The organism is Microvirga sp. P4_A5 (genome assembly GCF_056402495.1).
On record NZ_JBFUHH010000009.1, the window covers coordinates 25,848 to 40,262 of the forward strand.

Annotated in this window: 13 protein-coding genes; 8 read left to right on the forward strand and 5 right to left on the reverse strand. The window is 60.4% G+C overall.

The window, feature by feature from the left end; genetic code table 11:
* Nucleotides 1–196 precede the first annotated feature (196 nt).
* The gene (locus tag AC1DVM_RS04900; protein WP_477252512.1) at nt 197–745 is read right to left on the reverse strand and encodes a hypothetical protein; all 549 of its coding nucleotides are present in this window, start codon (nt 743–745) and stop codon (nt 197–199) included.
* Nucleotides 746–969: 224 nt separating this feature from the next.
* On the opposite strand from AC1DVM_RS04900, the gene AC1DVM_RS04905 reads away from it, so the two are divergent.
* Nucleotides 970–3,873: a penicillin-binding protein 1A gene (locus tag AC1DVM_RS04905; protein ID WP_477252514.1), complete on the forward strand. Its 2,904-nt coding sequence runs from the start codon at nt 970–972 to the stop codon at nt 3,871–3,873.
* Nucleotides 3,870–4,907: a hypothetical protein gene (locus AC1DVM_RS04910; RefSeq protein ID WP_477252516.1), complete on the forward strand. Its 1,038-nt coding sequence runs from the start codon at nt 3,870–3,872 to the stop codon at nt 4,905–4,907. The genes AC1DVM_RS04905 and AC1DVM_RS04910 overlap by 4 nt, the downstream gene beginning before the upstream one ends.
* A 30-nt stretch (nt 4,908–4,937) precedes the next feature.
* Here AC1DVM_RS04910 and AC1DVM_RS04915 read toward each other — a convergent pair whose 3' ends face one another.
* Nucleotides 4,938–5,567: a hypothetical protein gene (locus AC1DVM_RS04915; protein WP_477252518.1), complete on the reverse strand. Its 630-nt coding sequence runs from the start codon at nt 5,565–5,567 to the stop codon at nt 4,938–4,940.
* Between the two features lie 148 nt (nt 5,568–5,715).
* Between AC1DVM_RS04915 and AC1DVM_RS04920 the strand changes: the two genes are divergently transcribed.
* The 3 genes from AC1DVM_RS04920 (at nt 5,716) to AC1DVM_RS04930 (ending at nt 9,511) form a co-directional block, all read left to right on the forward strand.
* Complete coding sequence (locus tag AC1DVM_RS04920; RefSeq protein WP_477252519.1) at nt 5,716–6,087, forward strand: RraA family protein; 372 nt, start codon at nt 5,716–5,718, stop codon at nt 6,085–6,087.
* Between the two features lie 1,241 nt (nt 6,088–7,328).
* Nucleotides 7,329–8,018 carry a VOC family protein gene (locus AC1DVM_RS04925; protein ID WP_477252520.1) on the forward strand — a complete coding sequence of 230 codons (690 nt, stop codon included), beginning with the start codon at nt 7,329–7,331 and terminating at the stop codon, nt 8,016–8,018.
* Nucleotides 8,019–8,128: 110 nt separating this feature from the next.
* Entirely contained in the window at nt 8,129–9,511 is a 1,383-nt protein-coding gene (locus AC1DVM_RS04930; RefSeq protein ID WP_477252522.1) for an FAD-containing oxidoreductase, read from the forward strand.
* Here the strand turns inward: AC1DVM_RS04930 and AC1DVM_RS04935 are convergent.
* From AC1DVM_RS04935 to AC1DVM_RS04945, 3 genes are all read right to left on the reverse strand, one after another.
* Nucleotides 9,500–9,724 (reverse strand): hypothetical protein, encoded by a 225-nt coding sequence (locus tag AC1DVM_RS04935; protein WP_477252523.1) that lies wholly within the window; start codon nt 9,722–9,724, stop codon nt 9,500–9,502. The genes AC1DVM_RS04930 and AC1DVM_RS04935 overlap by 12 nt on opposite strands.
* Nucleotides 9,725–9,893: 169 nt before the next feature.
* A complete protein-coding gene (locus tag AC1DVM_RS04940; RefSeq protein WP_477252525.1) occupies nt 9,894–11,234 on the reverse strand; it encodes an adenylate/guanylate cyclase domain-containing protein in 1,341 nt (446 codons plus the stop codon).
* A gap of 205 nt (nt 11,235–11,439) precedes the next feature.
* Nucleotides 11,440–11,997 carry an alpha/beta hydrolase gene (locus AC1DVM_RS04945; RefSeq protein ID WP_477252527.1) on the reverse strand — a complete coding sequence of 186 codons (558 nt, stop codon included), beginning with the start codon at nt 11,995–11,997 and terminating at the stop codon, nt 11,440–11,442.
* 76 nt (nt 11,998–12,073) lie between these two features.
* On the opposite strand from AC1DVM_RS04945, the gene AC1DVM_RS04950 reads away from it, so the two are divergent.
* Genes AC1DVM_RS04950 through AC1DVM_RS04960 form a run of 3 tightly spaced genes read left to right on the forward strand, consistent with a single transcriptional unit; the run spans nt 12,074 to nt 13,997 of the window.
* Nucleotides 12,074–12,661 carry a uroporphyrinogen decarboxylase/cobalamine-independent methonine synthase family protein gene (locus AC1DVM_RS04950; protein ID WP_477252528.1) on the forward strand — a complete coding sequence of 196 codons (588 nt, stop codon included), beginning with the start codon at nt 12,074–12,076 and terminating at the stop codon, nt 12,659–12,661.
* On the forward strand, nt 12,658–13,347 hold the full coding sequence (locus tag AC1DVM_RS04955; protein WP_477252529.1) for an alpha/beta fold hydrolase: 690 nt from the start codon (nt 12,658–12,660) through the stop codon (nt 13,345–13,347). The genes AC1DVM_RS04950 and AC1DVM_RS04955 overlap by 4 nt, the downstream gene beginning before the upstream one ends.
* Complete coding sequence (locus tag AC1DVM_RS04960; RefSeq protein WP_477252531.1) at nt 13,347–13,997, forward strand: RraA family protein; 651 nt, start codon at nt 13,347–13,349, stop codon at nt 13,995–13,997. Before AC1DVM_RS04955 ends, AC1DVM_RS04960 begins: the two co-directional genes overlap by 1 nt.
* Nucleotides 13,998–14,415 lie beyond the last annotated feature (418 nt).

Consider the following 14,415-nt stretch of genomic DNA (forward strand, 5'->3'; position numbering starts at 1 on the left):
CGAGATCCTGCCCATCAGCCGGCAAAGTCCARGGACCTGGCTCAACCAACCCATCGGCATGTCCAACGCTGAAGAACTGTCTCATAGATCGATGACGATGTCAGCTTGGCAGGGAGGCCTAGTTTCGTGCAATCAGGTGACAAGATCGAGGTTGGGGTATCGGCCTGCGATGGGAAAGGGTCCGGTGGAATGCCCGCTACTGGCGAAGGAATACCGCGAGCAGGTCATTGCCTCTCGTTTCGGCATCTCCCCGGCCGGCGTGAAGCGCCGTGCTTGCCGAACCTTCTGACAAGCTAACTTGCGCGCACGATGGCTCGTTCCTGATCGAGATCTTTACTGTCCGCCCTGCAGGGCTGTAGTTAAGATCGTGCCGCCTCCTGCCAGAGCCTTTTGACACCAAGCGATGATCACCGACGCTGCGGTTGAAGCGAGCGAGCTCTCGGATGACGTTATCCTCGATTTTGGTGATCTCAGGATCCTCGGCCACGGTCGGCTCGCGCTCCGGAGCAGGGGCTGGAATCTCGATGGGCGCCGTCAGGGCCCTGGCTGCTTTTCGAGAGGTAGAAGTCTCGAGCGCATCAAGCAAGCTATCGAGACCAGCCTTGCTCACGGTGATCTCGCGCTTCTCGGGTAACCCATGCAAGGCGAAGGCGCCGGAGCTATGGCCATTTATGTCGCTGACCTCGGGCCCGAACCAAGCCGGAGGCTTGAACCGCCGTGCCTCCTCCTCACTGGCAAAGTCCACGGTGAGGAGAGCCGTCCCACCGCCCCGCGGGTGGCTCAAGCAGACAGCCAAGATCGGCGACGTTAGCCGAGAGCTCGCCCTGTGTCCGCAACCTCGTGCTACGACTTCCATTCCATGGTCTATGCAAGGCAGAGAAACGCGTCGACGAGTCGCCTTATAAATAATGGCTTTCAGGTCCAAGCTCCTGTTCGAAATGGCCATCGGATCATGGCGGTCGAACGAGTGTGATTATTGTCAAGATTTTTGCAACGGCTCTCACGTTGAGCCAGATCCTGGTCCAGCCCGACTCTGTCAGGACATCCTTCGACGCGGCGCATGACAAAGGCGAAGTGACCCAGATACTCAGGGAGGGTTGCGCCCACATGCGGCGCGCGTTCGACATAGAGGACATCAATCTCGACGAGTTGATCGCCACCGCGATAGATGACCCGCAAGCTGTCAGCGGTGATATGAAGGTACTGCAGGGCCTCAGCTTCGCTGACTTGCATGCGGGTTATCGTGAGTTCTGCCAGAACAAACAGGTCGATTCCTCGCCCGTCAACTTGGGCCAAGTCATCGAATACTATAATTCCGCGCTGGCTAATCTTCCTGATGCGACCACGCTGAAGGGCCTCAAACTGCCGGGCGCAAGCGTCATCCTCGATCAGCAGGGCGGGCGGTTCGCGGAAGTCTATGAGCCGGATCATCGGCGCATGTGGATTACACTATCCGAGATCCCAGAGCCGGTGCAGCAGGCCTTTGTCGCGGCTGAAGACAAACGGTTTTATCAGCATAAGGGCGTCGATGAGCGCAGTGTGATACGGGCCTTCGTAGGAAACCTAGCACGCTCGGGCAGGCCAGCCGGGGGGTCCACCATCACCCAGCAAGTCGCCAAGAACTTGTTGGTAGGTAACGATGTGACCTATGACCGCAAGATGCGAGAGATGGTCGTTGCCTCGCGTATCGAACGAACTCTCAGCAAACGCGAGATTCTGGAGATTTATCTCAACTCGATTTATCTCGGGCGCTCTTCTTGGGGCATCGAAATGGCGGCTTCAAGCTATTTTGGCAAAACCGCCAGGATGCTAACCGTTACGGAGGGGGCGCTTCTCGCCGGGCTTGCGAAGGGCCCAAACTATTACAATCCGGACCGTCATGTTGATCGGGCGCAGGAGCGCGTGGCGTATGTTGTCAGCCGCATGCGCGAGGACGGCGTCCTAACCTCCGAGCAGGCTGCGCAGGCGCTGGAATCGTTGCCGCAGACCGTCGGTTTTCAACTTCACCGGCGAACTACGGGATTCCACTTTATCGATCATCTGAGCCGCGAGGCGCGGACGCTCGCCGGGATAGACAGTCTCACGACCGCCTCCTATGTCGTCCACTCCACCATTTTTCCAGCCTTGCAGCAGGGCACTGAGGCAGCGCTCCAGGAGGGGCTCGCGCGGTATGAGCTCAACGCCGGTCGGCAGCGATTTGAAGGTGCGGAAATCAACCTTGCAAAAGCGGTCGAAGGCTTCGATGCTCAATCCGATCTTGTCTCTGCTCCGACATGGCTTCGCGCTTTGGAAGCGGCACGCCTGCCGCTCTATGACGTGCAATGGTCCCCGGCAATTGTGGTGGCAAAGGGCCGAGATAGAAAGAACGGAGTGAACCTTTTCGAAGTTGGGCTCGCCGACGGTCGGATCCTGCCGCTCAGCGTGGCCGATGCCGCGGCTCGGCGCGAGCTCAAGCTCCATGACGTAGTGCGGGTGCGGATCACAACCCAGAAAGGCAAGACAGGTGTACGGGCGGAACTGCGCACGCCTCCAAAGGTCCAAGGCGCGGCTGTTGTTTTGGAGAACAGGACCGGTCGCATCCTGGCTATGGCCGGCGGCTTCTCCTATCCGCTGAGCCAGCTTAACCGTGCGACGCAGGCGCACCGGCAGCTAGGATCCGCCCTTAAGCCTCTCACATATCTCGCCGCGCTGGCGAAAGGCCTCCAACCGAACACCCTCGTCTGGGACGCTCCGATCACGCTGCCGCCAATCGGCGGCGAGGTAAATGCCCGCGCGCGGGATTACTGGACGCCCAAAAATTATGATGGAGCCGGGTCCGGCATAATGACTTTGCGGCGCGCGCTCGAGACCTCGAAAAACCGCGTCACGGCGCGACTGCTTGACGGCGGCATCGAGGCAGCGCCGGAGCAAAGTCTGAGGCGCGTCTGCGAGCTTGCTCTTGAAGCGCAGCTTTATGTTGAATGCGCACCGCACTATCCGTTCGTGCTCGGTGCGCAGCCGGTACGTCTTCTCGATCTTGCCGCCTTCTATGCCGGGATCGCTAACGAGGGGGCCCTACCCATTCCCTTTGCGATTGAGAAGATCGAGGAGCGGGGACGCGCGATTTATAGCCATCGGGCGACAACCTCTGTCCCGATTGGCTCTGCTGATCGCGCCGCGTTTTATCAGCTCCGGACGATGCTGCAGGGGGTATTGGAGCGAGGGACGGCCCGCTCTCTGCGTACGCTCGCACCCTATGTGGCGGGTAAAACAGGAACGTCAGATAACGAAAATGATGCGTGGTTCATCGGCTTTACGAACGACGTCACGGTGGCGGTCTGGGTGGGATACGACAACGCCGATGGCAAACGTCGGACCCTTGGACGTGGCCAGACCGGGGCAAAAGTTGCGGTTCCCATTTTTCAATCGATCCTTGAGTCTGCCTGGGCGTACCATGCACCGAGAGTCGTGCTGAATCCGCCTTCCCCTCAGGCGGCGCGGCAGCTTCTTGCGTTGCCTATCGATGTTGATTCGGGTGACCGCATCACGAATGGTCGCGCAGGAGCGTTCATGGAGTACTTCCGGCTGAGCCTGTTCGGACAACTGAAGGAGACGCAGTTCCAACTTGTGGGGCAGGCGGAATCGTATGCTTTGCCGCAACCCAATCCGTGGCGCGACGATGAGGAGTTCGACGGTTTCGAATACCCCAATCATGGAGAATACGGTTCAGGCCCTTACCGTTCAGGGCAGGGATGGCTGGAGGGCCCGCGCACTGATGCACCCCACCAGCCGCCTCGTGATGCGCTCAGGCGATGGTGGGAGGAGGACCTTCCCGTCCGTCCTCGACGGATCGACCCGGATTACTTCTGGGGACATGGAGGAGCCTATCGATGAAACCTCCGGTATCACTCATTCGAATCGTCGTATTGGTCATTTTCGCCGCTCCTTTCGAGGGTCCACGTGCAGAGGATTTCCGGGTCGAGGAGGTTCGGTCGGCAACGGCCGCGGTTCCAGCGCAGATGAATCCGAAAACGATCGTCTTCAGCGACCATCGCGACGGCAAGCTAACTGATCCTGGAACTGGCCTAATCCCGTTTGCGGACTGGTCGCGTGCGATGCCAGTTGGAAAGCGGCTCCTAAGCCTATTCCCAGACTATATCGAGCCGACGATTCGGGTCACTGTGAATGGGATCACGAAGCCTTACACCGAGAAGCTGCACATGTACGTGGTGGAGGCGCGCCTTCTTATCACGAAGCCGCCGGCAGGTGTCGACCTCGCGAGCTTGGCACGTCTTGACGTGCTGGAGAAGATTGATCCTGCCATCAAGCACCACCTCATTGCGGCCGACCGCGCGCGCCCCTACACGAACCCGGAAAGCGCCCATAATCGTCATCCCAATCGGCTTTGGTGCGACGAGCCGCAGAGCCTTTGCATAGAGTCGCGCTACGCGCTTGAAGGGAAGCTGCCCACCGGCATCCGGCTCGCCAACAAGCTAGAGGAGGGCGGAAAAAAAATTTCAGACTTCATCGAGTTCCAAAGCGAGCTACGGGTGTGGCCGCCACCTGAGATCGAGCAGAGCGATCTTGTCTCCCTGACCGGCCTTCGTTCTTCAGTTACCGGCGTGCTGGAGCAAACGATCTTCGACGTGAATCAAGTGATGCAATTCGGGAAGCTTATGGCGGTTCTGCAGGAGCACCCCTCGAACGCGCGCATGACCGTTGCGACGGTCTTTATGGTGCTGGCCATCGAAACTGATGTTCTCGAGCGAAAGAGGGAGTTTGAAAGCGTCCCCGTGCTGCGAAACCTGATTCCGGCACAAGTGCTTATGGGAAAAAGCTCATTCAACTCCGGGGATTCTATCAGCGCCGGACTTCCGGCGTATTCACGCAATCGAATTCGTGCGATCGCCACTCTTCTCGATCAGTGATTTCGACCGACCGGCCAACGCCGCCCCTGCTCACGATGGCGGCGCGGCTGCTGAACCTTCGGCGGGCAAAGGCTCTCGGGCCTTCTCTCCCAACAGGATGCGTAAGTCGTCGCTCAAACTGTCGAGGGGGATTTTCTTGTACTCAGAGATGGTCACACATTTGTTGTCAATGCTTGCCATTACCACGGCTGAAGCTGACGGGCGATTTTCTTCAGCCCCTCCGCGACCCGCTTCCAGATTGTCTTTCGCGACCGCGATAACGTGCCAGACGTTTCCACTTTTTGCGGCTTCCGCCAGTGTCCGGATTTTCAGCTTGGTCTCATTCAAAGTTTTGCGGCGTTCCTCGATTGATTCACCTCGCGTGAAGCCGAGATTGGGCGGAGTATCTCCGCTTTCACCATAGGGATGGACAAAGTTCAACGTCATTCTCAACCCATCTACTTTTACCTCTTTGACCGGAAGAGCCGTGGCCTCCGTTCTTCCTTGAACAAAATCTCGGACCGCAACGTCGCACCACCTGAATTCATCCTGCTCCTGCGCCATTTGATTGGGCATGGCCCGGTCCGAATTCGGTGCCGCCCGCTGTTTGCGAGTTGCACCCTCAGTCTCTGCTGTCAACGCCAATACGCTCACGAGTGCTAACGCAAGAACCTGTGTCATGCCTCCATCCTTCCAGACTTGGGAAGAACGTAGCCAAATCGGCAGGGCCAAGCGGTGCTTAGCCTGCATCGCCACTTAAATTCGCCATGTAGTACGACGTCACAATTTAACACTTTGCCGGTGAGGTAGCAATCGGGGCGAGCCGCGCTTGCGACCCGGTTTTGTTGACAACGACGTCCAGTATGGCGGTGCCCGCGACGCTCATCGCCGTCACGACAGCAACCTTCATTCCAAGGTCGCTGGAAGCTGCCCGACTAGCGGCGGGCGCCTGCTGATGGACCCCGACATCCGGCCGTTGCGCCCGCTCGGCAGCGCCCGGCTGTTGGGCGTGGCCGTGACCCCCTGGTGTGAGCCCGGGGACATCGGTGCCGCCATCCACGTGATCGAGCACGCCACGGCTGGGGATGTCGTGGTGATCGACGCAAACACTAATCTCCAGTCAGCGGTCGTGGGCGAACACTCGTGCGGCGTTGCCCGGCCGCAAGAGCCTTGCCGGTCTCATCGCGAACGGCGCGGATGATCTTCGCCATTACGCCGGGGCAGGACGGTCCCTTTCAGGTGCCAAGCCGCGCCGTGAACCGATGATCGGCTTGCTTGCGCCCGTGGAAAACCGAGAAGCGCGCTATCGTCTTCTGATGTGGCTCCTGGCCGCGAATTGGCGTCGGCCGAGTGGGCATTTCACGATTTGCCGCGAACCGTCGCAACCTTGCTACCCGAACGGTTGCTCTTGGCACAACTTGGAAATACGACATGGTCGGCTTGCTGCCGACGAGGCGACTTCAAATGCGAACTTCAAAGATCAAATTTTAACCCTTGCGGACCATTGTGTCCTGTGGGTCCCACAGGATACGGCGGTCGCATTCCGAGCGGTTTCGTTTCGGCGAACCTCGCCGGTTGTGGGCAAGCCAGCTTAACTTGAGCAACAGAGACCGTTTTGACCTGAGCGGTGGGGACAGGTCGTGTTCATTACGCCGCTATTGCAGGAGGTGGTCAACTTCTACCGTGTTCCAAACGGTGCCATGTATTTATGCCTATGGCTGTGGGAGAAGGTCAAGTATCCGTTCCAAGAGTCAGATCGGCTTATGGCACATCTTGGCAGTACCGCCCTTGTCACTTCGCCGACGGAGCGGACATTCTATGTGAACTCTCCACATTTCACTTTCACCCCATGCTGACCTTCCTTGCTCTATTAATTGATGGCCACAGGTGCCCATTCCGCAGATCGGACACGTCGTCCTCGTCGCGCGTGGGAGCACCTCGGCAGCAGAGGCGGTGATGTCGCCTGGGCTCGAGGCGCAATTTATTAAGCAAGTGGAATCACATCAAGGCGGCTCGACCGACTGTTGCCGACTTCTGACCGGACTTTCAATCAGGGTCCTAGCTTGACTCAACTCGGGCACTCGAGAGTGACGCCCGGCCTCAGTGCCTCGCCTAAAGCTAGCTTTTGAAGCAAGCCAATCCTCGGCCCGTATGGTAGATAAACGTTGGTTCGGGGTCGGTCTCCGGGAGGTGTCGATGCTAAAGCTCAAGCCACGGTTGCGTGCCGAGACCGCCAACAAAGCCGCTCAATGCAGCTCGTTACCTGCCGCCGAGCTGCAAGTCCGGCGGCTCAATACGCAGTTGGCGGCTGATTAATGGCAAAGGTCCGGTGACCGGCACCGGCCTGAACGACTCTGGTCATGTGTTCACTACAGGCGTGGTGATTCACGCGCTTAGACGTGTGTTGCCACCCGCAAGGCACACAAACCTAAGGAGCTCGACATGAACAGTACTGAGGTACGCAGCGAAGCTGTAATCGAGACCCCAGAAACACGGACGGTCGACATGAAGCTCGAGGTCGTCGTCATCCCGGTTTCGGACGTCGATCGCGCCAAGAGCTTTTACAGCAACCTCGGTTGGCGGCTCGACGCCGACTTCGACAGCGGTGACAACTTCCGCGTGATCCAGTTCACGCCGCCTGGCTCCGGGTGCTCAGTCATCTTCGGCAGAAACGTCACCGCGGCGGCCCCTGGGTCCGCCCAGGGACTGTACTTGATCGTCTCCGGCATCGAGGCCGCCCGTGACGAACTGCTCGGTCGCGGCGTCGAGGTCAGCGAGGTATTCCACGAGGCGGGAGGTGTGTACGCTGGCACGGACGAGCCCTACCTGTTTGGACGGCTCCGGGTAAGCGGTCCCGATCCCGACCACCGCAGCTACCGCTCGTTCGCCTCGTTTAGCGATCCGGACGGCAACGGCTGGCTCTTGCAGGGGGTCACCGAGCGCTTGCCCGGACGCGTGGATGCGGACGACGCGACCTTCACCTCGTCGACCGAGCTCGCGGCGGCGCTCCGCCGTGCGGAGGCCGCGCACGGCGAGYACGAGAAGCGGATCGGACGGCGAGATGAGAATTGGCCGGACTGGTATGCCGAGTACCTCGTCCGGGAGCAGACCGGCAAGCCGCTACTGTCATGAGCAGCGGCCCCGGTGGCCTACTCGTTTTGGCTTTCGGAAAGGATCGGCTTGCCGCCCTCGGAGAACGCTGCAGTGATCCTCGGCGCGGCACTTATCGTGGAGCCCGTATCATGAACCAGTTCTTCGACGCCATCGTTATCGGTGCCGGACAGGCGGGGCCACCGCTGGCGGGGCGGCTGACCGCTGCGGGAATGAAGGTCGCACTCATCGAGCGCAAGCTGTTTGGCGGCACCTGTGTCAACACCGGCTGCATGCCGACAAAGACGCTGGTCGCCAGCGCCTACGCGGCCCATCTGGCCCGCCGAAGCACCGAGTATGGGATCGCCATCGACAGTTCGGTCAAGGTCGACATGAACCGGGTGAAAGCCCGGGCTGATAACGTCTCGGCGAATGCTCGCACGAACATTGAAACGTGGCTGCGTGGTATGGACGGCCTGACAGTCATCGAAGGGCACGCCCGGTTCAAAGGCCCGGATGTCGTCCAGGTGGGCGAGAGCCTGCTGAAGGCTCCTCGCATCTTCATCAATGTCGGCGGCCGCGCAAGCGTCCCCGACATGCCGGGCGTTGGCACAGTCGACTATCTTACCAACACCTCGATCCTCAAGCTCGATTCCACTCCACGGCACCTAGTCGTGGTCGGCGGAAGTTATATCGGGCTTGAGTTCGCCCAGATGTATCGGCGCTTCGGCGCGGAGGTCACGGTGGTCGAGATGGCGCCGCGGCTGATTGCCCGTGAGGACGAGGACGTGTCCGAGGCGGTCCGGGAGATCCTCACCAATGAGGGGATCACGGTGCGCACCAGCGCCACCTGCATTGGGTTCACGCCTCACGCGGACGGTGTGGCGGCCAGTGTCGACTGCACGTCCGGGGCGCCAGTCGTGGTCGGTTCGCATGTGCTGCTGGCGGTGGGGCGCCGGCCCAACACGGACGATCTTGACCTCGACAAGGCCGGTATCGCGGTCAATGCACGGGGCTACATTGAGGTGGACGACATGCTGACCACCAATGTCCCCGGCATTTGGGCTCTGGGCGACTGCAACGGCCGCGGAGCCTTCACCCACACCGCCTACAACGACTACGAGATCGTCGCCGCCAATCTTCTTGACGGTGCCAGCCGCCGGGTCAGCGAGCGTGTGCCCGGCTACGCGCTCTACATCGATCCACCGCTGGGACGCGCCGGCATGACCGAGACCGAGGCGCTCAAGTCAAGCCGGAAGGTGCTGGTCTCCAAGCGCCCGATGTCGCGGGTCGGACGAGCGATCGAGCGCGGCGAGACCAAGGGCTTCATCAAGATCGTCGCCGATGCGGACACGAAGCAGATCCTCGGCGCTGCCGTTCTCGGCGTAACCGGCGACGAGGTCATCCACGGCATTCTCAACATGATGAATGTCGGAGCAGCCTATCCGACGCTGCAATGGGCGGTGCCAATCCACCCCACCGTCTCGGAACTGATCCCGACCGTTCTCGGCGAACTGAAGCCACTAAGCGCCTGATCGTGCGGACGAGCGGCGGCCTACGGCGTTGAACTCATCGCGCTCCATGGCGACGGTGACGGTCTCCGGGCGATATTCTTCAATGCCTTGCCCGATTGGCAAGGGTTGATCGGATGGGGGGAATGCGTGGATCAGACCGCGCACCGCCATCAAAGTGGCTTGAAAACTGGACTTATCCGTGAGGCAGGTCTGCGAATTTGCAACGTCGCGCACATCGAAAAAGCTCCAACAGCCTCCTTGTAGACACCTCATGGCACGAACCATCCGCTTTCGGTTCTTATAGGTGTACCTCGTTCAGGTTGCCTGAGGCTACCGCGTCCGGTCATCCGTTCAAGCGCGCCTCAGGGTGCTATGTGAACGAGGATCCGTTGACCTCGGCCCCTCAGCTGGATCTCACGAGATTGCTCGAAACGCGCCGTCCCTCCGGTCGGCCAGCTGCCTCAACGCAGAAATCCGATGTGACGATTGAGCCGCCGATCTCGCGAGTCATCTCCTCAAGCCGACTCGCCACGTTGACGACATCTCCAACGACGGTGAATTCAATGCGTTGCTTGCCGCCGAGATTACCAACAGTCACCGGGCCGCAATGGATGCCAATCGATACGCTCAATGGGGTAGCCCCTCGGTCAGACCTTTTCCGGTTCCAGCGATTGATTTCGTCTTGCAAGTCAAACGCGCACTGGAGCGCGCGGGCTGGAGCATCGGAGCGCAAGTCGATCGAGCCAAACGTCGCCATGAAGCCGTCTCCGAGATACTTGTCGAGCGTCCCTTCGTTCGTAAAAACGACGGCGGAACATCGCTCCTGGAAGCTTCGCAGCAAGGCAAAGGTCCGTTCTGGGGAAAGCGTCTCCGTCAGCTTCGTAAAGCCGACGATGTCCGCAAACAAGACCGCCACCGTTCGGGTTGTTGGGTTCCCGAAGCCGGTCTTGACGCGAACCGTGAGTGCCTCTGCAACATCAGGCGAGACATAGCGCGCGAGGTCTACTCGAAGCGTCTCAGCCTCGACCTGATTCAGAAGGGTGCGACGGCTACGCCAGACAGACAATCCTATAAGTACAGTGAACAGAAACGTCGCAACAAGCTGCGTATGCCAAGGGGTTAGGGCAACAAGAGTCGGCTCGAACGAGATGCGCATTATATCGCTCGATGTTTGGACACTGTCGGCAGCAACATCTTTGAAACGTATGGTGTCTGACCGCGAATAGATCGCAAAAACACCTATCGACCAGATGCCCATGATCGATAAACCCGTCCACATCACCCTTCTCGGGGAGTAAGTTATCGCGGCCTCGGCAAGGAGAAGAAGAACGTAGAGGAACTCCTGACCACGAAGCCGGGTTTGGACCGGCCAGTCGGTGCCGAGACCGAGCGGAGGAGGAATGAGAATTGCCGCCGATACCAGCGCGACATCCATTATGATAAAGCCAAGCTTGATAGTTTCGCCGTGCGGATGATGTCGTAACCGATACGGCACGTAGCCAAGAACGAAGAACGCAAGGGCGTAGGCGCCATAGTAGACGTCCCGCGGCCACGGGACGATCCAGAGCAGCCACAATGAGACCACGACAAGAGCCGTCAGGCGGGCGTAGAACGCAAACCTAAGTCCCTCGAGTTCCGCCTGCCGAATGCTCGCTTGGAGATGATCCCCGATGGGCGTCGGGGATAAGAAAGATCTGAGCGATCGCATTGTGCGAACACAAAAAGTGCGAAGCCAATTCTTCACGTAATGCTTCCTATGCATACCAACGGGTMCTCCCGTTGGACTGAAGGATCAACCTGCTCCGTTTAGATCGCGTCCATCAGCCCCCGTGCACAATCACAGCAAGATCCAATTCCAGCAGGTCTTCTGGAGAGTTCGAGATCGGGTGCTCCGAGATGCTCGTTTCAGGGGATCGACAATGGTTGGGTCAACCTCCGACGTTGATCGCTTAGTGATTCTCCCAGAACCGGACGGCGTCCGCGACCCACCCTTCGGCGCTAGTGCCGATACCGAGTCCGAAGCCATGACCCAGGGCCTTGTACGTCCGGTAGTTCACCGCCGTGCCAGCCTTGCGCAGCGCCGCGATCCGCCGTTCCATCGCGCACGGAGGTGCAATCCCATCCTGCTCACCGACGGCCACGAAGGTCGGAGGGTCATCGGACGAATGGTCTGAGTGGGCCGTGTAGGCCATCACGACGGCGGACGGCTTCGGGAGGTCCTCGCCCCCGAAGCGCGCGACGCCGTGCGAGCCAATCGACGCCGCCATCCTTGCTCCCGCGGAACTGCCCCACAGGGAATAGCCCTGGGTTGCGACTCCAAGGGTGTCGGCATTCTCGAAGATGTAGGAGATTGCCGCTGCCAGGTCTTGGGTGGTGACCGTTTGGCCTTGACCCGCCCGGTACTTCAGAACGAAGGCATTGAACCCCTTGTTGCTGATCTCGGCCGCATACGGAAAGCCCTCGTGGACAGAGCCGACATACGAGAACCCGCCCCCGGGCGAAATCACCGCATACGGTGCTCCCGGGGAACCGCGGAAGTATTACCCGGATCGGAACGTCTATCTGCGCGCCCTGGCGGAGGCAATGCGGGAGGAATACCGCACGATCATCGAAGCCGGGCTCGACCTGCAGTTGGACTGCCCCGATCTCGCGCTGAGCCGGCACATGCTCTTTCCCGATCTGACCGACGAGGAGTTCCTGCAGATCGCGGCAACCCATGTCGAAGCGCTGGAGCAGGCGCTCGACGGTCTGCCACGCGAGCGCGTTCGCCTGCACATCTGCTGGGGCAATTACGAGGGTCCGCATGTCTGCGACATCGACATGGCGAAGGTCTTCCCCCTCCTAATGCGAGTGCCGGCGCGCTACATCCTCTTCGAGACGGCCAATCCCCGGCACGGCCACGAATGGACCGTATTCCGGAATCGGGCGGATGAGATTCCCGACGACAAGAGACTCATTCCAGGCGCTATCGACAGCACGACAAACTTCGTAGAACACCCGGAGCTGGTGGCGCGACGGCTCGACCGGTTCACGTCCATCCTTGGAAAGGAGCGGGTCATCGCCGGCTCGGATTGCGGGTTCGGCACCTTTGCCGGCTTCGGAGCGGTCGATCCGGAGATAGCTTGGGCTAAGCTCGCGGCGCTCAAGGAGGGGGCACGCCGAGTCGGATGATCCCGCTGTTGCTAATTCCGGGCATGATGTGCGACGCGCGGATGTGGGGCGAGGTTGCATCCACGTTTGCAGAGCGGCCGGTCCATCACGCCCTTCCGGTCGAGGGATCCACGACCACCGCGATGGCCTCGGCTATCCTGCACGACGCGCCACCGCGCTTTGCCTTGGCAGGCCTGTCAATGGGCGGCATCGTTGCCATGGAAATGCTGCAGCAGGTGCCGGAGCGGATCGAGCGGCTCGCGCTCCTCGATACCAACCCGCGCGCCGAGGCCGACCATGTCAAACGGCGGCGGGCAGCGCAGATCGAGCGCGTGAAGTCCGGCGATCTTGCAGGTGTCCTGCGCGATGAGATGAAGCTGCATTACCTCTCGCCGCGAGCCAGCGATCCTTCCATCCTCGCGCTGTGCATGCAAATGGCGCTCGACCTCGGACCGGAAATCTTCATCCGCCAGTCCCTAGCCCTTCGAGACCGGCCCGACCGCCAGGGCGCGCTGGCCCGGTTCCACCGGCCGGCACTCGTCTTGACGGGCGAGGGCGACCGCCTATGCCCCCTCGACCGGCACGAGTTCATGCACGCGTTGATGCCACAATCGCGGTTGGTGATCGTCCCAGACGCAGGACATCTGCCGACATTAGAGAGACCCACCCCAACAATCGCGACCCTGCGCCGCTGGCTGGAGGAATGATGAACCCGACCCTCCTCAAACTCCTGCGGGGCTGCGACACCCCGACCATATGCAACGCCATTGGGATTGCTCAGGGCAAACGCGGGTTTGACGCCTTTACCCGCGGGACGATGATTGCGAGCGCACCGGCCGAGCCGCCGATGGTCGGATACGCAGTCACGGCCCAGTTGAGGGCTCGTGCGCCCTCGATGGCCCCACCGGAGGCCGTGCGCGCGAAACGTATGGCTTATTACCGGGCCATGTATGAGGCGTCCAAGCCATCCATCGCAGTCGTGGAAGATCTCGATTTTCCCGACTGCATAGGAGCCTATTGGGGTGAGGTAAACACGACGATCCACAAGGCCTTCGGCTTGTCGGGCGCGCTCACCAACGGGGTCGTGCGCGATCTCGGGGATTTGCCGGAAGGCTTTCCCGTCGTTTTGGGCAGCATCGGGCCGAGCCACGGCTTCGTGCATGTGGTGAGCGTGGGGGATCCCGTCACCATTTTCGGATTGAGGATTGCTACAGGTGACCTCGTCCATGCCGACCGTCACGGCGCCGTGGTTATCCCGCCAGAGGTTGTTCCGGATATTGAGGCGGCCATCGGAAAGCTGAGGGGGTCGGAGTACGTTATCCTAGCGCCGATTGGCGGGACTGGAGAGCTTCGGTGAGTTCGAAGAGGCATGGCGACGGTTCGAAGCCTCGCGGGTCTGAACGGCTGGACAGACGAGCGCCAAGGTTTCTTCGCGATCTAGGAGCCATGAGCCTGCGCAGCCGGAGCCCCCATCCATTTCCATGCATTCAACTGGCGCTCGGCCTCGGCCAAGGACGTCGGGGTGCTCTCCTGGAAGAGCTCGAACATGCGAATTTGAACGGGCGGGCAATCAGGAGCTCGGATCAGACCGGCACCGCCCGCCCGATGGTTGCCGGTCAGGGGAAGGGTCACGCATGCACCAAGAGCTTGCGGCATGGCATTTGCCATCATTGGCTTTATTCGCCGGCACATGACGAAGAAGCCAGACCATGGACGTGCCGCTAGCAGCGGTTCAGATCGTATCGCGAGCAGCCTGGCGATATCACCTCCGTCAA